Source organism: Variovorax sp. 38R, from assembly GCF_014843395.1.
In the GTDB taxonomy this organism is placed as follows: domain Bacteria; phylum Pseudomonadota; class Gammaproteobacteria; order Burkholderiales; family Burkholderiaceae_C; genus Variovorax; species Variovorax paradoxus_H.
Window position 1 is genome coordinate 4,519,842 of sequence record NZ_CP062121.1, and the last position, 20,459, is coordinate 4,540,300.

Here is a 20,459-nt window from a genome sequence, read left to right on the forward strand (position 1 = left end):
TGGGCTTCAGAAGTCGAACTTCGCCGACACCTCGAAGGTCCGCCGCGGCGCCAGCAACACCTGGCTCGCGGCGCGGCCGGTCCAGGTCGCGTAGAGCCGGTCGGTCAGGTTGCGCACACGAAAGCTCAGCAGCGCATTCCTCAAGCGATAGCTCACGGCCGCATCGACCGTCGTGAAGCCGTTGATACGAATCTGGTTGGCGTTGTCGGTGTACATCGGCCCCGTGTGGTTCAACGACGCGAAGTATTCGAACTTCGAGCCATCGGGCCGGTAGGTGGCGAAGATGTTGGCCATGCGCTCGGGCACGTTCGGCGGGGTCTTGCCCACACGCGAGACGTTGCCCGCTTCCACCAGCGTGTCGAAGCGCGCGTCGAGCGCCGCCAGGTTGCCCGCCAGCGTCCATTCGCGCGTGGGCTTCCACACGGCCGACAGCTCGAGGCCGCGCGACGACTGGCGGCCGTTGTTCACGGTGGTGGCGGCGTTGTTCGGGTCGCGCGAGAGCACATTGTCGAGCTCGATCTTGTACAGCGCCGCGGTCCACTCCAGGTTGGCTGCGGGCAGGCTCTGCTTGAAGCCCACCTCCGCCTGCTTGCCGCGCGACATCGGGAACGCGGCGTTCGACGCCGACAGCAGGAAGAGCGAACCCACCGGCAGCGTGGCGTTGGTGTACTGCGCATACAGGCTCGACTGCGGCGACAGGTCGTACACGGCGCCGATGCGCCCCGAGGTGGCGCGGTAGCTCGCGCCGAAGCGCGCGACGCTGCCCGCGTTCAGGTCCCAGATGCGGCGGTCGACCTCGGTGCGGTCGTGGCGCAGGCCGCCGACCAGCGTGAGGTCGCGCATCGGCTTGAGCGCGTCTTCCACGAAGACCGAGGCGACCTTCACGCGCGAGAAGGTGTCGGCGCGGTTGCCCGCGCCGGTGGTCAGCGCGGGGTTGTCGTCGAAGTAGCCGGTGTACGGGTCGAACACGGGCACGCGCAGTTGCGCGGCGGTGGCAGCGCTGCTGTTCGAGAAGCGGCGCTGGCTGCCGAAGCGCGTTTCGCTGTACTCGCCGCCGACGACGAAGCGGTTGTCCAGCCCGGCGATCTTTCCCTTGTGCGTGGCGTCGAAGCGGTCGAGCCAGAAGTCCTGGTCGTGCGTGATGAGCGTCTGGTCGCGCGCGATGTTGGACGGCGGCACGAAGGTGGCACTTTCGGAGTTGCGGAACATGCGCTTCGACTGGTTGGCCGAGAACTCGTTGCGCCACGACCAGCCGCCGTCGAGTTGCCCCGTGAGGCGCGCGCGCAGCCAGTAGGTTTCTGAAGAGTTCTCGTCGTCGCGCACGTTGTAGTTGGTGCGCGCCATGCGCCGGTCGATCACGCGGCCGTCGGGCGTGCTGACGACATTGGTCGGCTGCGTGGCGAAGCTGCGCGGCACGAGCGGCGTGCCCCAGTAGGCGTCGTTGTCGTCGCGCAGGTAGTCGAACGACAGGTCGAGCTTCACCGAGCCGCCCAGGTCCACCAGCAGGCCGCTCGTGAAGTGGTCGATGCGCTCGCCGTTGCGGTCGATGGTGCCCACCTTGGTGTCGTTGCGGCTGTAGTCGAGCCGGTAGGCGCTGGCCTCGCCGAGTGCGCCGCCGAAGCCGAAGGCCGCGCGCGTGGAGCCGTAACTGCCATACGAGAGCAGCGCCTCCTTGTGCGGGTTGCTGCGGTCGGGCCGCTTGGTCACGAAGTTGACGATGCCGCCGATGGCGCCCTCGCCGTCGAGCACCGAGGCCGGGCCCTTGAGCACTTCGATGCGCTCGTAGTTCCAGGTGTCCTGCACGCGGTTGGTGACGCCCGCGCCCGAGCTGCGCACGCCGTCGTAGAGGTACATGAGGCTGTTGAAGCCGCGCAGCGACAGCGTGGTCGGCGACGACGGCGGGCCGCCGCCCGACAGGCCCGCCATGCCGCGCAGCGCTTCGCTGAAGGTGCGCGCGCCGCGCTGCTGGATCGCGTCCTGCGACAGGATCTCGACCGAGGCCGGCGTCTCGCGCACCGACAGGCCCAGGCGCGAGGCCGTGCCGCTCGAATCGTCGAGGTGCAGGCTGTTCGCGTCGCGGCTGCCTTCGATGGTGACGGTGCCGAGTTCGGCGTTGCTGCTGCTGCCTTGCGCGAAAGCAACCTGGAAGGCGGTGAAGGCGGCCAGCGCGACGGCGGTGCGGGTGAACGGGGTCATGGGATGTTGCGGTGAAGAAAACGGAAAAGCGACAGGTCAGGCGACCGAGAAGCGCCGCAGCCGCCAGGCCGCGAGGCCGAACAGCAGCAGGCTCGGCACCAGCAGTTGCAGCACGGCCAGCGCGGCCTGCCCGCGCACGAGGTCGGTGGGCTCCTCCTGCCATGCGAAGGTGGGCATGCGCTCGAAGTCGGCCGGCACGAGCGCATCGCGCGCATCGATGCGCGGGAAGAAGAAGCCCTTCCACGCTTCGTGGTGCGCCACGGTCTGGGCGTCGAAGCGCGCGTGGCGGCGTGCGCCGTTGCCGGCCAGCGCGGTCATGCCTTCGTAGGCCACGGCCGCCGGCGACACGGCGCCGAAGCGGCCCAGCAGTGCCTGCTGTTGCGCCTGCTGCGCATCGAAGCGCGCGAGCGCGGGGCGGATCGCTTCGTCGACCTCGCGCTGGATGCGGTAGTTGGCCAGCGAGCGGCCGGCGATCTCGATCTTGCCGTCGCGCGGCACGAGGATGGCGCCCTGCCCCACGTGCTGGTACTCGGTGCCCAGCAGGTCCTGGTGGCGCTTCATCGCCTCGGCCGTGACCACGCGCTGGCGCGTGGCCAGCTCGGTGCGCGAGGGCGCGGGGCTGGCCTGCGTGACGGCCAGGTTGAGCAGCACGGGCGCCACCAGCACCAGCAGCACCCAGGCGATGACGAGCACCATCGCATTCGTCGCCGACGACGCGCCGAAGGCATTCACCGCCACCACCAGCGCAAACCAGAACAGCGCGTAAGCGCCGACCAGCAACGCCCACCACAGCGTGGCGCTGCCCGCGCCGCCCGCCGTAAGCCCGGCATGGCGGGCGATCCACAGCACGGCCAACGGCAGCAGCACAGCGGGCCCCAGCAGCACCGCGGCGCGCACCGTGAGCTTGCCCGCAAGCAGCGTGCGCAGCCGCAGCGGTTGCGACAGCAGCAGGCGCAAGGTGCCGTTCTCGCGCTCCGCCGACAGCAGGTTGTAGCTGAGCGCAAAGATCAAGAGCGGCAGCAGGTAGACGATGACGAAGGCCAGGTCGAAATGCCCGCTCAGCAAATGCCACGGGTTCTCGATGTCGCTCGGGTTCATGAACACGACGCGGCTCTGGTTCGTGACCTCGTACTGGCTCGGGAACAGGTCGCTCTGCCCCAGCGCGACCGGGCCCAGCGGCGCGGTCGGCAGCAGCACGTGCTGGCCGCCGTAGCCGCTCGCCATGCGCGAAGGGTCAGCCGGGTTCTCGAAGGGCGTGGGCTGCGCGGTGCCGGCGAAGATGGCTTCGAGCAGCGTGCGCTGCGCGGTGCGGGTGTCGCGGTCGGCCTGCGCCACCGCGGCCTGCGCGCGGTCGCGCTTGGCGGTCTGCAGCAGGCCGTTGCCCAGGGCATAGGCCACGAGCAAGAGGAACAGCGCGCCGACGACCCACAGGCCGCGTTCGGCGAGCATCAGACGGACTTCCTGGCGCATCACGGCCAGCAGGCGGCGGCCTTGGGGAGGAGGATGGATGGACATGAGTGACATCCCCTCTCAGAGCGCGCGCTGGCGCAAGGTGGCGAAGGCCGCGAACGCAGTCGCGAGCAGCAGGCCGACGCACAGCACGAGGAAGCTGCGCGCCTGATGCCGCAGCGCCCACCCCGCCCCCGGCGGGTGGTAGTCGAAGGGCGGCACGGTGGCCCAGAGATCGGCCGTGGCCTGGTAGGAAAAGTGGCGGTCGCCGAGCGGGTCGGCATGCGCCACGAGGTCCTTGCTCATCAGGTCCTGGATGTTGCGGCGGTGCAGTTCGGCGGCCGTGGTGAAGCGCCGGTGGTGCGAGAAGTCGGTGCCCGCCATGCCCATCGAGAAGCTGCGCACCGCGAGCAACGGCAGCAGCAGGCCGCTCCACTCCTGCACTTTCTGCTGCTGTTCCCAGGTGTCCCACAGGCGGCCGTAGTGGCGGTCGTACACGGGGTACGAGGCCTGGTCGTCCAGGCGCAGCGCAATGCCCCATTTGCTCAGCGGCACGTCGCGGCCCCAGCGCTCGGTGGTGCCGAAGTTCTGCTGCCAGACCTGGTTCGACACGGCCTTGAGTTCCGCGCCCAGCGCCTGGTTGAACTCCAGCCGCGTCGGGCTCGGGAACCACGTGCGCGAGAGTTCGGAGAGCACGCGCGGCGCCATCACGGCCTGCCCGATCCACAGCGCGAGCAGCACGGTGATCGCCATGCGCGAGGTGGCCGACAGCGCCGACACGCCCAGCACCAGGAACACGAAGATGCCGAGGTAGACCGCGTAGCCCAGTGACCACGCGCCCAGCCGCAGCAGCGCATCGATGCGCCCGCCCGGCTCCGCGCCCACCGCCACGGCAACGGCCGCGACCAGCGCCGCCGGCACCAGCAGCACCGCGAGCAGCGCCGACAGCGCGAGCGCCTTGCCGGCCAGCAGGCGCAGCGGCGCCACGCCCAGGCTCAGCGTCTGGCGCAGGATGCCCTGCTCGCGCTCGCCCGCGAAGGCGTTGAAGCCCAGCACGATCACCAGCAGCGGGCCGAGCACCTGCAGGATCCAGCCGACCGAGAGGTTGCCGAAGCGCTGCAGGCCCGTCGCATCCTGCGCGGCGTTGAACTTGACCTCGCTCTGGCGGTGCGCCTGCAGCCACACGGTGCTGCCGATGTAGGGGTTGATGCCCGCATCGACCATCGACAGCGGCGGCTCGGGCTTGAAGGCATGCATGCCCTGGTGCGCGGCGTCGTGCGGATGGCGCTGGTCCTGGTGCAGCCAGTCGCGGTAGTCCATGGCCTGCGCGGCGACCTGCTCGGCATGCGCGCCGCGCTGGTGTGCCCAGCCGACGGCGAGCGCGGTGAAGAGCAGCACGGCCACGAGACCGCCGGCCCAGTACAGGCGGCCGTCGCGCAGGCGTTCGGTGAATTCGCGTCGGGCGATCCAGTGCATCAGCATCTGATCAGGCCCTCATGTGTTGAAGGTAGAGCGACTGCAGATCGGTCTGCCCGATCTGCGCGCCTTCGAGGCTTTCGACCAGCCGACCGCGCTTCATGATTCCGACGCGCGTGGCGGTCTGCTGCGCGTGGAACAGGTCGTGCGTGGTGGTGAGCACGGCCACGCCGCGGTCGGCCGCGCGGCGCAGCAGGTCGGAGAACTCGGCGGCGGCGTGCGGGTCGAGCCCCGAGGTGGGCTCGTCGAGCAGCAGCGCCTTGGCCTGCTTGGCCAGTGCCACCGCGATCCACACCTTCTGCCGCATGCCCTTCGAGTACATGCTGACGCGCTTGTCGGCGGCCGCGTGGTCGAGCCCCACCTCGGTCATCAGCGCGAGCAGGCGTTCGCGCGGCAGTTCGTGGCCCAGCGCCAGGCCGGCGAAGAAGCGCAGGTTCTCCAGGCCCGAGAGCGTGCCGTACAGCGTGACCTGCTCGGGGATGTACGCCACGTCCTGCTTGGTCGCGACCGGATGGCGCGTGACGTCGGTGCCGTTGATCTCCACCGTGCCGTCGGTCGGCGCGATGAAGTTCAGGAACAGGTTGATGGTCGTCGTCTTGCCCGCGCCGTTGGCACCCAGCAGGCAGTAGATATCGCCGCCGCGGATGTCGAGGTCGAGACGGTCGAGCGCGGTGTGCGCGCCGTAGCGTTTGGTGAGGCCGGAGGCTCGGAGCATGGCGGAGGGGTTCCGATGGAAGGAAGAAAGGAAAGACGCGCGCAGGCACGCCCCGGCGTGGGCACGCCGATGCGGTCATCGAATGGGGAATGAAGGCGACGGCGGCAGGGCCGCCGAATGCTCAGCGCTTGTTCTTGTTTTTCGCGCCGCCCTGGCGCGCCTTGAAGCGCGGGTTGGACTTGCAGATGACGTAGGTGCGGCCGCGCCGCGTCACCACCTGGCAATCGCGGTGACGCTTCTTGGCTTCTTTGAGCGAGGACAGGACTTGCATGGGCGTGACCAGGGAGTTCGTTCGGACACGCGAATATACGTTATTGCGAATTCATTCTCAATAACTTTATGAGCCTTCCCCAGCAACTCCGGGGCCCGCCGTCGTCAGTGTGGCGGATGCGCCTTGGGTGCTTTCGCGCCGGCGTCGACACAGGCCGCGCACAAGCCATGCAGCGTGACCTCGTGGTGCGTCACCAGGAAGCCCTTGGGCGCCAGGTCGTGCATCGGCCCCGGACACGCGTGCAACAGGAACACCTGCCCGCAGTGCGAGCAATGGAAGTAGTGATGGTGGTGATGCCCCGCATCGCCGCTCTCGCCGGCGCCGTGCGAATGGTGATCGTGCGGATCGGCCTTGCAGGCCACTTCGTAGCGCGCCGGTTCGCCCGGCAGCTCGACCTTGGCGATCTCGCCGTCGGCCAGCAGCAGCGAGACCTGGCGGTACACCGTCGACAGGCTGATCTCGGGCACGATGGCCCGTGCGTGTTCAAGAATTTCGGGGGCGGTCAGCACGCGGCCGGCGTCGCTGAAGGCGGAGAAAACGGCGTTGCGCTGGCGCGTGAGACGTTGCATGTCTCGATGATAGAGGTGGCCTGCGCGGCGTTCAGCGTGCCGCGCGCAAGACCTTCACTCGTCTGCCGTGCGACTGCCGTCCGCTTCGGTCGCCTCGGGCTTCTGCTTGCCCTTCTTGCCACGCGCAGCCTTCTTCGCGGCACGCTCGGCGTCGGCGCGCTGGCCCGCGGCCAGCCACTGTGCGAACTCTTCGGGCGTCTCGAGCGTGATGCGCCCCAGGTTGCCGGCGCGGAACTCGTGCATCACGATCTCGGCGGCCTTCTGCAGGTTGACCTTGCCCTTGCCCAGCAGCGCGCCGCGCTTGCGGCCGATGGTGTCGAGCACGTCCTCGTCTTTCATTTCAGCCAGGGTGGCGACGTCGAGTTCCGTAAGCTTGAAGCGCGCGACGAGGCCTTCGGCGTAGTTCGACTTGAGGTAGTCGAGCAGCTCCAGCGCCACTTCTTCTTCATCGAAGGCGTTGCGCCCCACCGCACCGCTGGCCGCGAGGTTGTAGCCGCTCTTGGGCACGATGATGCGCGGCCACAGCATGCCGGGCGTGTCCCACAGGTAGAAGTCGTCGGCCAGCGTGATGCGCTGCTCGAGCTTGGTGATGCCGGCCTCGTCGCCGGTCTTGGCCTTGCGACCGCCGGTGAGCGTGTTGATGAGGGTCGACTTGCCCACGTTCGGAATGCCGCAGATCAGCACGCGCATCGGCTTGGCCATGCCGCCGCGGTTGGGCGACAGCTCGTGGCAGGCGCGCACGATGCGCTGTGCGGGCATGGTCAGGCTGGCGTCGAGCGCAATCGCGCGGGTGTCGGGCAGCGCGTTGTAGTGCGCCAGCCAGGTCTCGGTGCGCGCGGGGTCGGACAGATCCTGCTTGTTGAGCACCTTGAGCGTCGGCCGCCCGGCCGTGAGCTCGGCCAGCATCGGGTTGGCGCTGGAGCCGGGCAGGCGCGCGTCGAGCAGCTCGATCACCACGTCGATGTCCTTCACCCGCTCGGTGATGGCCTTCTGGGTCGAATACATGTGACCGGGGAACCACTGGATCGCCATCGATGGATGCTCTTTCTTTCGCGCTGTCTGGAAGGGGACCGGCCTCGCAGGCCGGGTGCGCATTGTGAACCGGGAACGGTACCGATTTCTCGCTGCTGCGCTTTTGATAGCAACAACTGACGTATTTACTGGCCTGAAGGGCGCTGGATCACCCCTAGAATCCGCGCGCTGCGCCACGCAGCTGTTTCAAGAAGTCACAACGAGGGAGATTCTTTTCATGGTCCAGCGCCTTGCCGCCGCCGCCCTGCTCGCGGCCACCACCATCCTGTCCGCCACCGCGGTGCACGCCCAGCGCCCGTCGCCGCCGCCCGGCCCGCTGACCGACGGTTTCCTGTGCTGCAACATGCGCACGTACGGCGACTCGATCAGCGACATCAACTACGACGAGCAGGGCACGCGCATCGTCCCCGTGGGCACGCCGGCGCGCATCACGGCCTACGACTTCCGCTTCTTCAACGTCGATCTCGCGGGCAAGCCCCAGCGCATCAAGAACGACTACAGCCGCAACATCACGCTGATCGACTTCGCCAAGCGCTACGTCGTCACCGAAGACCCGAAGCGCAAGATCGCGAGCTTCCCGCCCGAGGTGGGCGCGGCCATCGTCGCGGGCAAGGTGATGCCCGGCATGACGCGCGAGCAGGTGCTCATGGCCATCGGCTACCCGGTGGCCGGCGAGAACCCGAGCCTGGACGCACCGGTGTGGCGCTACTGGCGCGACAGCTGGTCGGAGTTCCAGGTCAGCTTCGACGAGAAGGGCCTCGTGAAGAACGTCGTGGGCGACGCCGTGGCGCTGAGCCGCGTGCTCGCCACGACGCCCTGAGCCACCATTGAGGACACCCGGGGTTCGTGTGCGTGGCATGACACGCGCAACACCCCGGAGGGTTTTGCATCGCGCAGGGCGATTCCGCCCCTATGATTTGTCCGAAGCACGGCGCCGCCACGTGCGTCGGCCGGATCGAAACCCCTGAATGGAGTGCCTGCGATGAAACCCGTCTCCGAACTGCTCAAGCGCCACGATTCCGCCGCCTGGCGCACCTCGCCCGACACCAGCGTGTTCGACGCGCTGGCCACGCTGGCGCATTTCGAAGTGGGCGCGCTCATGGTGATGGACGGCGAGAAGCTCGTCGGCTTTTTGTCCGAGCGCGACTACACCCGCAAGGTGGCGCTGCAGGGCAAGAACTCCAAGGAGGTGAAGGTCGCCGAGATCATGACGCCCGACGTGATGACCGTCACCCCGCAGACCCAGACCCACGCCTGCATGGCGCTCATGAGCCAGCGCAAGTTCCGCCACCTGCCCGTGGTCGACGGCGACAAGGTGGTCGGCATGATCTCCATTCAAGACCTGATGGACGACATCATTTCCGAGCACGAGCAGACCATCACGCAGCTGACCTCGTACATCCAAAGTTGACGCGCCGGGCTGATGCCCCGTCTGATAAGGGCATCGCACCTACGCACAGGGGTACTCTTAAGGTGCACAGTGAAGGCTCGTTCACCATCCAGCAGGGACATCCGCAATGCAGATTCAGGTCAACACGAGCAATGGCATCACCAACAAAGACACGCTGGAGCGCTGGGCAGACACCGAGATCAAGCAGCACCTGAGCCGTTTCGTCGCAGACGTGACGCGCGTCGAGGTGCACCTGAGCGACGAGAACCACGACAAGGCCGGCGGCGGCGACAAGTGCTGCGTGATGGAAGCGCGCCTGGCGCACCACCAGCCGCTCGCGGTGACACAGCACGCCAGCAGCCTCGACGAGGCCTTCCGCGGCGCGGCCGACAAGCTCAAGCGCCTGCTCGACAACACGCTGGGCCGCCTCAACCACCGCGCCCGCGATTCGATCCGCAAGGACGGCGAAGGCTTCGTCGCCGAGTAATCGAGTCGAAGCTCAGCGGCCCGGCTTTCGCTTCGGCGGCGGCAGGCCCTGCGGCGTCTCCACCGGAATGAGCGGCGGACGCCGCCCGTCGGCCATCCAGGCGTCGTAGAAATCGATCTTGCGATCGACCAGCGACAGCGCCTGCTGCCAGTCGGCAATCGTCTGGTGCACGCGCGCGCGGTGCGCCTCGAGCAGGTCGCGGCGCTGGCGCAAGGTGGTCTTGCCCTGCATGGCCAGCGCCGTGTAGTCGCGCATCTCGGCAATCGACATGCCGGTGCGACGCAGCCGGTCCATCAGGTCGAGCCAGCCCACATGCAGCTCGCCATACACGCGCCGCCCGCCCGCATCGCGCGCCACGCCGGGCACCAGGCCCTGCGATTCGTACCAGCGGATGGCGTGCACCGTGCGGCCGGTGCGCGCGGCCAGCTCGCCGATGTGGAACGGCGCAGCGGCGGCGCTGGGCTCAGCCGGCATGGGCAGTCGGCGCGTCGAGCGCCCGTTCGACCAGCGCGGTGTCGAAGTACTCGGTCAATGCCTTCACCTGGCCTCCTTCGAGTCGGTAGACGTAGCAATAGCGGTTGTTGTAGCGCTTGCCGGTTTTGGTCGGCACGTCGCCGCTGAACAGCACCACCACGCGGTCGCCCTCCGCAATGATGCATTCGGTCTTGCTTACATAGGGTGCGGCGAATTGTGCGAACAGCGGCTTGATGAGCTCTTCGCGGATCGCCCGCTTGCCCTGGTAGGTGCGCGACCAGGGCGTGCTGCCCTCGAGCGTCCAGCTGGCGTCGTCGGCCAGGCTATCGATGAAGGCCTGGCCGTTGCCCTTGTCCAGCTCCGCGTGAATGCGCTGGACGAGGGCCTTGTTGTCGATCGTGTGCATGACGTGATTTCCTTGGAGGAATGAAGACACCGGACATCCGGTGAATTCATTGGAAATGCTCGAGTGCGCTCGAAGTCAAGCGCCATGCACCGACCGACTGGCGACTCAGCCCCGGCCGGCGTTCGCCATGCCCTTGGCGACTTCGTTCGCGCCCTGCGCGGCGCCGCTTTGCGGCACGGCCTCGCCTTCGCGTTCGGTCACTTCCGACAGGCGCGCGGCCAGCTGCTCGGGCGTGTCGGCGGCAATGCCCAGCCAGGCGCCCTGCGTCAGCGTGATGTGCGCAGCCTCGAAGGTGCCGGCGCCGGCACAGAGGATGGTGCGGTTGGGCGCGTCCTGCGCGGCCAGCACCAGCATCGCTGGCACCACGGCTTCGGGACGGAAGGCCTCGAGCATTTCCTTGGGGAACAGGTCTTCCGTCATGCGCGTGGCGGCGGTGGGCGCCAGGCAGTTCACGCGGATGTCGTTCTTGGCGCCTTCGATGCTCAGCGTCTGCATGAGGCCCACCAGCGCCAGCTTGGCGGCGCCGTAGTTGCTCTGGCCGAAGTTGCCGTACAGGCCCGACGACGATGTGGTCATCACGATGCGGCCGTACTTCTGCTCGTTCATGAGCGCCCAGACGGCCTTGGTGCAGTTCACGGCGCCCATCAGGTGCACGTCGACCACGAGCTTGAAGTCGTCCAGCTCCATCTTGGAAAAGCTCTTGTCCCGCAGGATGCCGGCGTTGTTGATCAGGATGTCGACGCGGCCCCAGGCGTCGACCGCCTGCTTGACCATGGCCTGCACGGCCTCGAAATCGGTCACCGAGGCGCCGTTGGCCATGGCCTCGCCGCCGGCCGCCTTGATCTCGTCGACCACCGCCTGCGCAGCGCTGACCGAGCCGCCGGAGCCGTCGCGTGCGCCGCCCAGGTCGTTGACCACCACCTTGGCGCCGCGCGCCGCCAGCGCCAGCGCATGCTGGCGGCCCAGGCCGCCGCCCGCGCCGGTCACGATGGCCACGCGGCCCTTGAAGTCGATGGAGGTGCTGTTGCTGCTCATGAGGTCTCTGCTCGCTGTCTGTAGGGGGTGAAAAAAGGGTTGCCGACGGGCGGCAACCCGGCGTTTTACCTCAGTTCCCCGCCCCGTTTGCCGCCGGACAGCCCCGGCGGGAGTCACCCATGCGACGGCTGGACCGTGGCGCAGTACGCGACCAGCTGGTCGAGTTCGGCCGACTTGTCGAAGAAGGCATCGGCGCCCAGTTGCTGCGAGCGCTGGCGCATGTCGGCGGTGGCGTAGTTGCTGAGCACCACCACTTTCTGGTGCGGCGACCGGTGGCGGCAGGCATGGATCACGGCCAGGCCGTTGCCGCGCTGCAGGAACAAGTCGACGATGGCCAGGTCCCAGTCGCGTTGGTGATGGCTCAGCCAGTCGAGCGCTTCGTCAGCGGTGCTGGCCGAGGCCACCACGTGCGCGTCCGCCACGTCCTCGAGAAAGCCGACGAGGTTCTCGCGGATCACGGGGCTGTCCTCGACCAGATAGGCATGGAGCGTCATGGTGAGTGTCCCGAATCCGAAGCTTGGCTGTGCATGACGCCATCTTCCGGGCTGCCCGCACGGGCGCGGTGAGCCGGACAGGCCAATGGCTGTAGGCCATCGGCCAGCGGCGCTGTCGGCGTGCGCCGCCCCGCTGCCTCAGGCCGCGACGGGCAAGCGGCCGGGGGCCATGCCCAGGCGTGCCGGCGAGACGTACTGCTCGCGGTAGATCTCGAAGGGCATGGTGTCGGCCGCCTCGATGCGCTTCTGCGCCTGAATCGACTCGGCCGTCATCTGCTCGAAGCCGGCCTGCTGCGCGGCCGTGAACGGCAGCGCGAGCAGCGCGGCGCGGGTCTGCTCCGACTGGGCGCGCACGAAGCCGATGAACGAGTTGCCGTGCTGCTGCTCGACGGCCGCAAGCACGCGGGCCGACGGCAGGCTGTCGGGGTTCTCGAGGCCGGCCCTGGCGGCGCGCACCGCGTCGACGTGCTGCGTACCGCCTTGCGCCGCGTCGAGCGCGGCGGCAATGGGCATGCACTGTTCGACCAGCTCCAGGCCCCAGTCGGTGAGCCCGACCTCGCGCCCGTCGCGGCGCAGCTTCAGGCCCGGCTCGCGGCCGCGCGCGGCCGTGAGGTGCTGGTTCTGCGCCAGTTCGGCAATCTCTTGCGGGGTGTCGTCGGGGCTGTCGTTCAGCAGGCAGTGCAGCAGGAACACGTCGATGAAGCGCATGGTCTGCGCATTGATGCCGACGGTCTCGAAGGGGTCGAGGTCCATCAGGCGCACTTCGACATATTCGACGCCGCGTTCGCGCAGCGCATGCAGCGGGCGCTCGCCGGGGTGAATCACGCGCTTGGGGCGGATGGTGCCGTAGAACTCGTTCTCGATCTGCAGCAGGCTGGTGCCCAGCTGGTTGTAGTCGCCGCCGAGGTTGCGGATGCCGATGGCCTCGTAGGCCGGCCACGGGCGCGTGAGCGCGTCCTGCAGCGAAGCGCCGTAGCCCTCCAGGCTGTTGTAGCTCACGGCCAGCGACGCCTGGGCCTCGCTCTGGTAGCCCAGGGGGCCCATGCGCAGCGAGGTGCCGTGCGGCATGTACATGCTGCCGTCGCCCAGCGGCTGCAACTCGTGCGGGCGGCCCGCGACAAAGCTCGAACACAGGGCCGGCGAGGCGCCGAACAAGTACAGCAGCAGGAAGGCCTGGCGGCGGAAGTTGCGGATGAGCGCGAAGTACTCTTCGCTCGACACATCCGGCAACGACCAGTTGTAGTGGATGCCCGAAATGGTCTGCATGCGGCGGCCATAGCGGTGGCTCAGGCCCATGCGGTACACGCTCTTGGCACGGCCCACGTTCGACGAGCCGTAGCGGCCGATCGGAATGGTCTCGTCGGTCGGCAGGCCGCAGGGCATGCTCGACACCCACAGGCGCTCGTCGCCGAGCTGGTCGAGCACGCGGTAGGTGAACTGGTGCACCCGCGTGAGCTCTTCAATGGCCGACTCCACACCCGCGTGCACGCCCGTGATGAGTTCGAGCTGCGACTCGCTGAAGTCGGTCGTGATGTGCGGGTGCGTGAGCGCCGAGCCCAGCGCCAGCGGATGCGGCGTGAGGGCCAGCTTGCCGTCGGGCAACGCGCGCAGGCTTTCCTTCTCGATGCCGCGACGCATGCCCTTCAATCGCGCGGCCGGGAGCGCCCCCAGCCTCTCCTGCAATCTGTTGCTCATGTTCTTATGACCCATCAATCTTCTGTGGGGCTGGAAGGTAGCACGGGCGGACTGGCACTGCTGAAGCAGGGAATCCCGCATCCGGCTATGCTGTTTTTTGCTACCTTTTTCATAGCTTCCCTCTCAAATGCCACGCGCATTCCAGTGCGGAACGGGGGTCAAACCTCAGGCCATGGCGCGGCCCGCCGACAGGTCGATCTCTTCCGACTGGTAGACATGGATCGACGGCACGCCGTCGGCCATGGCCGCGAGCGCCTTGGCGAAAGCGCGCGACGCATCGACCCGAAAGTGCGCCTGCAGCGCCGCCATGTCGCTCCAGCGCTCCACGAAGGTGAGCTGCAGCGGGTCTTGCACGTCGGTCGTGACTTCATGCGAAATGCAGCCGGGCTCGGCGCGCGAGCGCAGCACGTGCTCCACGCTGATGGCCAGCATCGCCTGCAGGGTGTCGGCCTTGGCCAGCGCGTGTCCGATGACGAGGATCATGGCGGTCTCCTTCTGTGTCTCTCTGTCTATCTCGTGGGTTGCCGCAGCGGCCTGTGCGTCAGCGCAGCACGCGCAGCAAAAAGGCGTTCAGGTCGGCCACTTCTTCCATGCAGACCGAATGCGCCATCGCGTACTCGTGCCATTCGACGGTGTAGCCCAGGGCGGTGAGCGCGTCGCGCGATTGCGTGGCGCGTGCCAGCGGCACCATCGGGTCTTGCCGGCCGTGGCCGAGGAACACCGGCGTGTCGTGGTTGGCCGCATGGCGCTCGGCCGCGGTGCTGGCCGCCAGCGGCAGCCAGCCCGACAGGCCGACGATGCCGCCCAGGCGCTCGGTATGGCGCAGGCCGGTCAGCAGCGCCATGGCGCAGCCCTGCGAAAAGCCGGCCACCACGATGCGGCTGGCGGCAATGCCGCGGGCCTTTTCATTCGCGATCACGGCCTCGATGGTGGCTTGCGAGCGGCGCAGGCCCGCGGCGTCTTCCTGCACGTTGAAATCGGCCCCGGCAATGTCGAACCACGCCGGCATCTGGTAGCCGTTGTTCAGCGTGACCGGAATCACCGGCGCGTTGGGGAACACGAAGCGCACCGGGCCCACGGCCGACAGGTCGAGTTCGCCGGCGATCGGCACGAAGTCGTTGCCGTCGGCACCCAGGCCGTGCATCAGGACCACCGTGGCGGTGGGGTTCGGGGCGGTTTCGATTTCGATGGGGGGACGGGACATGGTCAACGAAGGTATTCAGGAATGCGAATGCCCAGACCTTAGCGCATTCGGGCGACCCGGGCCGCGGCGAAACGGCCGGTTGGCTGACTTGCACCTCGCAACATCCGGGCCCCCGGCTGTCCTTGCCGTCGCAAGGGGGCGCCGGATGCAACACAATGGCGTTTCGCATGAAGACCCCCACCCCGCCCCTGAAAACCTCGCCGCCCCGCCCCGCCTTCGACAGCGAGGCGCTGCTGCGCGGCAGCGGGCTGCGCGTGACGCGCGCCGCCCAGACCGTGCTCGAGCTGCTCGAACACGGCTCGCAGCCACTGACCCACGAGGAAGTGGCCGGCGCCTACACCGCCGCCACGGGCGAGCCGCCCGACCGCGTCACGCTCTACCGCGTGCTCGACCGGCTGGTCGAGGCCGGCCTGTGCGACCGCCGCGTGGCCGCCGACCGGGTCAACCGCTTTGCGCGGCACGTCGACACCGCCTCGGGCAACACCTTCGAATGCGACCAGTGCCACAAGGTGCTGGCGCTGCCTTCCGACCCCGAACTGCCCAAGGTGATGGGCCGGCTCGGCAAGGCGCTGCGCAAACAGGGCATCGACACGCGGCACACGGCGCTCACGCTGCACGGCATGTGCGGCGACTGCGCCCGATAGCGTCATCGCGCTGCGCGTGTACGTCTCCCGGCACCACCGCCAGCCCGACATCGGCGCGAGCCACGCGCTGATCGACGCGCACCCGCTCGGCGCCTGGGTCGTGCCCGGCGCCGACGGGCTGGTCGCCAACCACCTGCCCTTTCTGCTCGACCGGTCGCGCGGCCCGTTCGGCACGCTGCTCGGCCACGTGTCGCGCGCGAACCCGGTGTGGCGCCAGCTCGATGCATCGGCCCCGTCGGTCGTGATGTTCCAGGGGCCGCAGGCCTACATCACGCCCGGCTGGTACCCCGGCAAGGCCGAACACGGCCAGGTGGTGCCGACCTGGAACTACGCCGTCGCCCACGCGCACGGCATCGCGCGCGCCATCGACGACGAAGCCTGGCTGCTCGACCTGCTCTCGCGGCTGACCGCGGCGAACGAGGCCGGCCAGCCCGTGCCCTGGCAGACCACCGACGCACCCGAGACCTTCATCCGCAAGCTGGCGCGCGCCGTGGTGGGCATCGAGATCCCCATCGACCGCCTCGAAGGCAAGCTCAAGGCCAGCCAGGACGAAGCCCTGCAGGACCGTCAAGGCACGGTGCAGGGGCTGGCCGCCGTCGGCAGCGAGAACGCATCGGCCATGGCCCGGCTGGTGCAGCAGGCGATGCAGTCCGGCAGCGCCGGCGACTGAACCTCCCTACGCGTTCCACGACGGAAACGGATCGGGCAGGTTCTGCCACCACGACGGGCCGAAGCGCATCTCGTTGGGCGTGAGCAGGCAGGCATCGAGCCGCGCGCGCAGCGCCGCTTCGTCCATGCCGATGCCGATCAGCACCAACTCCTGGCGCGCATCGCCGGTGGCGTCGTCCCAGTTCTTGCGGATGAGTTCGAGCCCGTCGGGGTCGGTCGGCCAGTGTTCGCGCGGCACGGCCGCCCACCACAGGCCCGCCACGCCGTAGCGGCAGGCACCGCCGGCCTGCGACCACGTGCCGGCGCGGGTCGGGCGGCTCGCGAGCCAGAAGAAGCCCTTGGAGCGCACCACGCCCTCCCACTCGCTCTGCACCAGGTCCCAGAAGCGCTTCGGATGGAACGGCAGGCGCGACCGGTACACGAAGCTGCGGATGCCGTAGGCCTCGCTCTCGGGCACATGCTCGCCGCGCAGCTCGGCCAGCCAGCCGGGCGCCTGCTCGGCCTGCTCGAAATCGAACAGGCCCGTGTCGAGCACGCGGTCGAGCGCGACGCGGCCGAACTCCGATTCCTCGATGCGCGCACGCGGGTTGAGGCTGCGCAAGATGGCCATCAGCCGCTCGCGTTCTTCGGCCGTCACGAGGTCGGTCTTGTTGACCACCAGCACGTCGCAGAACTCGATCTGCTCGATCAGCAGGTCGACCACCGTGCGCGTGTCTTCGTCGCCCAGCGACTGGCCGCGCTGGCCCAGGCTGTCGGACGAGCCGTAGTCGCGCAGGAAGTTGAAGGCATCGACCACCGTGACCATGGTGTCCAGCCGCGCCACATCGGCCAGGCTCTGGCCGTCCTCGCCCGCGAAGGTGAAGGTCTCCGCCACGGGCAGCGGCTCGGAGATGCCGGTCGACTCGATCACGAGCTGGTCGAAGCGCCCCTCCTTCGCGAGCCGCTTCACCTCGATCAGCAGGTCTTCGCGCAGCGTGCAGCAGATGCAGCCGTTGCTCATCTCGATCAGCTTCTCGTCGGTGCGCGACAGCGCGGCGCCACCTTCGCGCACCAGCGCGGCGTCGATGTTGACCTCGCTCATGTCGTTGACGATCACCGCCACGCGGCGGCCCTCGCGGTTGTGCAGGATGTGGTTGAGCAGCGTGGTCTTGCCGGCGCCCAGGAAGCCGGACAGCACGGTGACGGGAAGGCGATCGGCCATGAGGGACTCGTTCTTCAAATGCAATGTAGTTGCATTATATGGACTGTCGCAACTGGGTTGCATTTATATCGCCACATACATCCCGACCGCACACTCGCTTTACCATCCGACGCATGACCGACTTTTCCGCCTTCGTCGCCCCGCCGCCCTCCGACGCGCCGCATGCCGCCGTCGTCGAGGCCGCGTCGACCTGCCTCGACCGCTTCACGGCGGCCTTCAACGCCGCGGACACACGCGGCATGGACGCCGAGCTGCACTTTCCGCACACGATGCTCTCGGGCGCACAGCGGCTCGACTGGCCCATGCCCGGCCAGCACCCGGCCGATTTCTTCGACACGCTCAAGGCCGGCGGCTGGGCCCGCACGCAGTACGAGCAGAAGGAGCCGGTGCTCGTGAGCCACGACAAGGTGCACTTCGTCGTGCACTACACGCGGCGCGATGCAGCCGGCGCGGTGCTCAGCACGCACGCCAACCTCTGGATCGTCGTGCAGGCCGAGGGGCGCTGGGGCATCGCCCTGCGTTCGTACTGATCTTCAAAGACAAGGACCATAAGGACCGTTTCCCATGTCCCTTTCCGCCCTGCAACTCGTCTGGCCCTCGCCCGAGCACCTTCCCGGCTACATCGCCGCACTGGAGCGCGGCTGGTCGCCCAACAACCTGCGGGTCGAAGCCGGCCAGGAAGAGCTGGCGCTGATCCGCACCGACCCCGACGGCTTCCTTGCCGGCCTCGTCGACCGCGAGGCCAAGGGCCCACCCATCGCGCTGCCCACCGGCGGCACCGTGCCCCGGCTGCCGGGCTACCGGCGCTGGCTGTGGGACGGCGAGTTCTGCGGCAGCATCCAGCTGCGCTGGCAGCCGGGCACCAACGCCCTGCCTTCGTACTGCCTCGGCCACATCGGCTACGGCGTGGTGCCGTGGAAAAGCGGCCGAGGCTATGCCACCGCCGCGCTGCGCGCCCTGCTGCCCGATGCGCGCGCCATCGGCCTGGAGCATGTCGAGATCACGACCAGCCCCGACAACCTCGCCTCGCAGCGCGTGATCCGCGCCAACGGCGGTGTGCTGGTCGAAGAGTTCATCACCGAGCCCGGGCTCGGCGGCGCGCCCGAGCTGCGCTTTCGCATCGACGTGCGCGAGCTGCGCTGACGCGTCCTACATCTCGAACGGCTCGACCTGCCGCCCGTCGACGTCGGTGAAACCGTAGGCACGCGCCAGGTCGCCCACGCGCAGCACCTGGCCGGTCTTGTCGAGCACCTGCGCATCGCCCGCCAGCGCGGCCACGGCGCGGCCCAGGTAGCGCGGCGATTCGGTGCGCGCCAGCGCGGGGCGTTCCTGCCAATGCGCCTCGTCGGTCTTGTGGCCCGCGAGCACGAACTCCGTGCGCATCCAGCCCGGCGACACGGCCACCGAGGCCACGCCGTGCGGCTGCAGCTCCTGCGCGATGCCGAAGGCCAGCCGCGTCATCGACGCCTTGGCGAGGTCGTAGAACAGGTTGCCGCGCAGGTAGTGGCCGCGGTCCCAGAAGGTGGTAGTGACGATCAGGCCCTGCTTGCGCGCCACCATGCCCGGCGCGGCGCAGCGGCTGGCCACGAGGTGGTTGCGCACGCCGCGGTCGAACATCGAATCCCAGTTGGCCAGCGGGTGCTCCCAGAACGGTGCCTCGAAGACACCCGTGAAGGTTTCGTGGCCGCCCCAGGCGTTGTTCACGAGCAGGTCGAGCCGGCCCTGCTCGCGTTCGACGCGCGCGAACAACGCCGCCACCTCGTCTTCCTGCGTGTGGTCGCAGGCCACGGCAATGCCACGCCCGCCGAGCCGCGTGACCTCGTCGGCGGTGTCGTCGATGGTGCCGGGCAAGGCGGCCAGCTCGGACAGGGCCAACAGCTGGCCGTAGCTGTCGGCCGGCCGTGCGCGGGTGCTGCGACCCGTCACGTACACGGTGGCGCCGGCCGCGCCCAGTTCCTGCGCAATGCCACGGCCCGCGCCGCGGCTGGCGCCGGTCACCACGGCCACGCGGCCCGCCAGCGGGCGGTGCGCGGCGTCAGGGGTGGAGGGGGCTGCTGTCATTTTTTCGTTGCTCCTTCTTTCGATGAGGGTCCTTTGGCAGGACAAGCCCCCACGATAGGCCGGCCTCAGCGCGCCGTCTTGGAAGAAACCGAAACCCTGCGCCCGAGGAATTCGGTGGGCGTCACGCCGCACAGGGCGCGGAACTCGTTGACGAGGTGCGACTGGTCGTAGAACCCGTGGTCCAGCGCCACGTCGGCCCAGACCGGCACGCTGTGCAAACGCAGCGCGCGCAGGCAGGCATGCAGCCGCGCGAGCCGGCCCCAGGCACGCGGCGACAACCCGACATGCGCATGAAAGATCTGCTGCAGCCGGCGCTCGCCCACGCCGACCGCCTGCGCCACCTCGCGCAATGCCTTGCGCCCGTCGGCCGCAGCGATGAGCCGCGCGGCCTGCATGGCAGCGGCCGGTGGCGCACCGTCGCCGGCTTTGTGCAGGCGCTTCATCAGGGCCTGCTGCAGCAGCTCCGCGCGTGCGAGATCGCCACGCGCTTCGGCCATGCGCGCGAGCAGCGTCGTGCCCTCGCCGCCCCAGAGTTCGTCGAGGTGCACCGCGCGGCCCGCGATCTCGCCGGCCGGCACGCCGAGCAACGCGGCCGCCGCGCCGGGGCGCAGCGCCACCGACAGGCCTTCGACCGTGTCGCGCATCCGCACCACGGCCGGTGCAGCGAAGGCGCCGATGGCTTCGACCGCCTGCCCCGGCGCGTCGTCGGCCGAGGGCGCATCGCCGAAGTTGAAGACCAGCCGGATCGCGCCGTCGGGCAGCACGCGCTCGCGCATTTCGTGGCCGGGCGCGAAGGTCTCGCGGTACATCATCAGGTGCGAGACATGCGACTGCAGGGCCAGCGCGATCGGCAGCACATGCAGCGTGTCGTCGGGCACACCCGATTCCGGCCCATGCAGCGGGTCGTCGTGAAGCCGGAGGAAAAGACGTTCGCCCATGGCGGTCGATTGTGAGGAAAAACCCGTCGCCGCGCGACCCGGCCCGATGGTTC

The 20,459-nt window shown here is 68.8% G+C and carries 24 protein-coding genes; 7 read left to right on the top strand and 17 right to left on the bottom strand.

The window, feature by feature from the left end; translation table 11 throughout:
• Positions 1-6 precede the first annotated feature (6 nt).
• From IG196_RS20805 to ylqF, 7 genes are all read right to left on the bottom strand, one after another.
• Complete coding sequence (locus tag IG196_RS20805) at positions 7-2,196, bottom strand: TonB-dependent receptor (protein ID WP_192192824.1); 2,190 nt, start codon at positions 2,194-2,196, stop codon at positions 7-9.
• Positions 2,197-2,232: 36 nt separating this feature from the next.
• Positions 2,233-3,711, bottom strand: coding sequence for an ABC transporter permease subunit (locus IG196_RS20810; RefSeq protein WP_192192825.1), 1,479 nt, complete (start codon positions 3,709-3,711; stop codon positions 2,233-2,235).
• Positions 3,712-3,726: 15 nt separating this feature from the next.
• On the bottom strand, positions 3,727-5,127 hold the full coding sequence (locus IG196_RS20815; RefSeq protein WP_192192826.1) for an ABC transporter permease subunit: 1,401 nt from the start codon (positions 5,125-5,127) through the stop codon (positions 3,727-3,729).
• Between the two features lie 4 nt (positions 5,128-5,131).
• On the bottom strand, positions 5,132-5,836 hold the full coding sequence (locus IG196_RS20820; RefSeq protein WP_101489554.1) for an ABC transporter ATP-binding protein: 705 nt from the start codon (positions 5,834-5,836) through the stop codon (positions 5,132-5,134).
• Positions 5,837-5,957: 121 nt separating this feature from the next.
• A complete protein-coding gene (gene ykgO / locus IG196_RS20825; RefSeq protein ID WP_013542562.1) occupies positions 5,958-6,107 on the bottom strand; it encodes a type B 50S ribosomal protein L36 in 150 nt (49 codons plus the stop codon).
• 104 nt (positions 6,108-6,211) lie between these two features.
• Complete coding sequence (locus IG196_RS20830; RefSeq protein ID WP_192192827.1) at positions 6,212-6,676, bottom strand: Fur family transcriptional regulator; 465 nt, start codon at positions 6,674-6,676, stop codon at positions 6,212-6,214.
• A 54-nt stretch (positions 6,677-6,730) separates the two neighbouring features.
• On the bottom strand, positions 6,731-7,708 hold the full coding sequence (gene ylqF, locus IG196_RS20835) for a ribosome biogenesis GTPase YlqF (RefSeq protein ID WP_192192828.1): 978 nt from the start codon (positions 7,706-7,708) through the stop codon (positions 6,731-6,733).
• Between the two features lie 217 nt (positions 7,709-7,925).
• Here ylqF and IG196_RS20840 point away from each other — a divergent pair, with 217 nt between their 5' ends.
• The 3 genes from IG196_RS20840 (at position 7,926) to IG196_RS20850 (ending at position 9,585) form a co-directional block, all read left to right on the top strand.
• On the top strand, positions 7,926-8,528 hold the full coding sequence (locus IG196_RS20840) for a cell envelope protein SmpA (protein ID WP_192192829.1): 603 nt from the start codon (positions 7,926-7,928) through the stop codon (positions 8,526-8,528).
• Positions 8,529-8,690: 162 nt separating this feature from the next.
• Entirely contained in the window at positions 8,691-9,119 is a 429-nt protein-coding gene (locus tag IG196_RS20845) for a CBS domain-containing protein (protein ID WP_192192830.1), read from the top strand.
• A 106-nt stretch (positions 9,120-9,225) separates the two neighbouring features.
• Positions 9,226-9,585: an HPF/RaiA family ribosome-associated protein gene (locus tag IG196_RS20850; RefSeq protein WP_192192831.1), complete on the top strand. Its 360-nt coding sequence runs from the start codon at positions 9,226-9,228 to the stop codon at positions 9,583-9,585.
• Between the two features lie 12 nt (positions 9,586-9,597).
• Here the strand turns inward: IG196_RS20850 and IG196_RS20855 are convergent, their stop codons facing one another.
• From IG196_RS20855 to IG196_RS20885, 7 genes are all read right to left on the bottom strand, one after another.
• Positions 9,598-10,059, bottom strand: a complete 462-nt coding sequence (locus IG196_RS20855; protein ID WP_192192832.1) for a MerR family transcriptional regulator — start codon at positions 10,057-10,059, stop codon at positions 9,598-9,600.
• Positions 10,049-10,465, bottom strand: coding sequence for a nuclear transport factor 2 family protein (locus tag IG196_RS20860; RefSeq protein WP_192192833.1), 417 nt, complete (start codon positions 10,463-10,465; stop codon positions 10,049-10,051). Before IG196_RS20860 ends, IG196_RS20855 begins: the two co-directional genes overlap by 11 nt.
• A gap of 105 nt (positions 10,466-10,570) precedes the next feature.
• The gene (locus tag IG196_RS20865; RefSeq protein ID WP_101489548.1) at positions 10,571-11,500 is read right to left on the bottom strand and encodes an SDR family NAD(P)-dependent oxidoreductase; all 930 of its coding nucleotides are present in this window, start codon (positions 11,498-11,500) and stop codon (positions 10,571-10,573) included.
• A gap of 113 nt (positions 11,501-11,613) precedes the next feature.
• On the bottom strand, positions 11,614-11,994 hold the full coding sequence (locus IG196_RS20870; protein WP_101489547.1) for a response regulator transcription factor: 381 nt from the start codon (positions 11,992-11,994) through the stop codon (positions 11,614-11,616).
• Positions 11,995-12,132: 138 nt separating this feature from the next.
• Positions 12,133-13,689, bottom strand: a complete 1,557-nt coding sequence (gshA, locus tag IG196_RS20875) for a glutamate--cysteine ligase (RefSeq protein ID WP_101489546.1) — start codon at positions 13,687-13,689, stop codon at positions 12,133-12,135.
• Positions 13,690-13,854: 165 nt separating this feature from the next.
• Positions 13,855-14,172, bottom strand: coding sequence for a putative quinol monooxygenase (locus IG196_RS20880; protein WP_192192834.1), 318 nt, complete (start codon positions 14,170-14,172; stop codon positions 13,855-13,857).
• Between the two features lie 58 nt (positions 14,173-14,230).
• A complete protein-coding gene (locus tag IG196_RS20885) occupies positions 14,231-14,893 on the bottom strand; it encodes an alpha/beta hydrolase (RefSeq protein WP_101490274.1) in 663 nt (220 codons plus the stop codon).
• A 167-nt stretch (positions 14,894-15,060) separates the two neighbouring features.
• Between IG196_RS20885 and IG196_RS20890 the strand changes: the two genes are divergently transcribed.
• Together IG196_RS20890 and IG196_RS20895 are read left to right on the top strand one after the other, a co-directional pair.
• Positions 15,061-15,537 (top strand): Fur family transcriptional regulator, encoded by a 477-nt coding sequence (locus tag IG196_RS20890; protein WP_099797137.1) that lies wholly within the window; start codon positions 15,061-15,063, stop codon positions 15,535-15,537.
• A gap of 16 nt (positions 15,538-15,553) precedes the next feature.
• Entirely contained in the window at positions 15,554-16,207 is a 654-nt protein-coding gene (locus IG196_RS20895) for an FMN-binding negative transcriptional regulator (protein ID WP_192192835.1), read from the top strand.
• A gap of 6 nt (positions 16,208-16,213) precedes the next feature.
• Here IG196_RS20895 and zigA read toward each other — a convergent pair whose 3' ends face one another.
• On the bottom strand, positions 16,214-17,407 hold the full coding sequence (gene zigA, locus IG196_RS20900) for a zinc metallochaperone GTPase ZigA (protein ID WP_192192836.1): 1,194 nt from the start codon (positions 17,405-17,407) through the stop codon (positions 16,214-16,216).
• Positions 17,408-17,520: 113 nt separating this feature from the next.
• Here zigA and IG196_RS20905 point away from each other — a divergent pair, with 113 nt between their 5' ends.
• Positions 17,521-17,937 carry a hypothetical protein gene (locus IG196_RS20905; RefSeq protein ID WP_192192837.1) on the top strand — a complete coding sequence of 139 codons (417 nt, stop codon included), beginning with the start codon at positions 17,521-17,523 and terminating at the stop codon, positions 17,935-17,937.
• Between the two features lie 34 nt (positions 17,938-17,971).
• A complete protein-coding gene (locus IG196_RS20910) occupies positions 17,972-18,550 on the top strand; it encodes a GNAT family N-acetyltransferase (protein WP_192192838.1) in 579 nt (192 codons plus the stop codon).
• Between the two features lie 6 nt (positions 18,551-18,556).
• Here the strand turns inward: IG196_RS20910 and IG196_RS20915 are convergent, their stop codons facing one another.
• Positions 18,557-19,468, bottom strand: coding sequence for an SDR family oxidoreductase (locus IG196_RS20915; RefSeq protein WP_192192839.1), 912 nt, complete (start codon positions 19,466-19,468; stop codon positions 18,557-18,559).
• A 65-nt stretch (positions 19,469-19,533) separates the two neighbouring features.
• Positions 19,534-20,406, bottom strand: coding sequence for a helix-turn-helix transcriptional regulator (locus IG196_RS20920; RefSeq protein ID WP_192192840.1), 873 nt, complete (start codon positions 20,404-20,406; stop codon positions 19,534-19,536).
• Positions 20,407-20,459 lie beyond the last annotated feature (53 nt).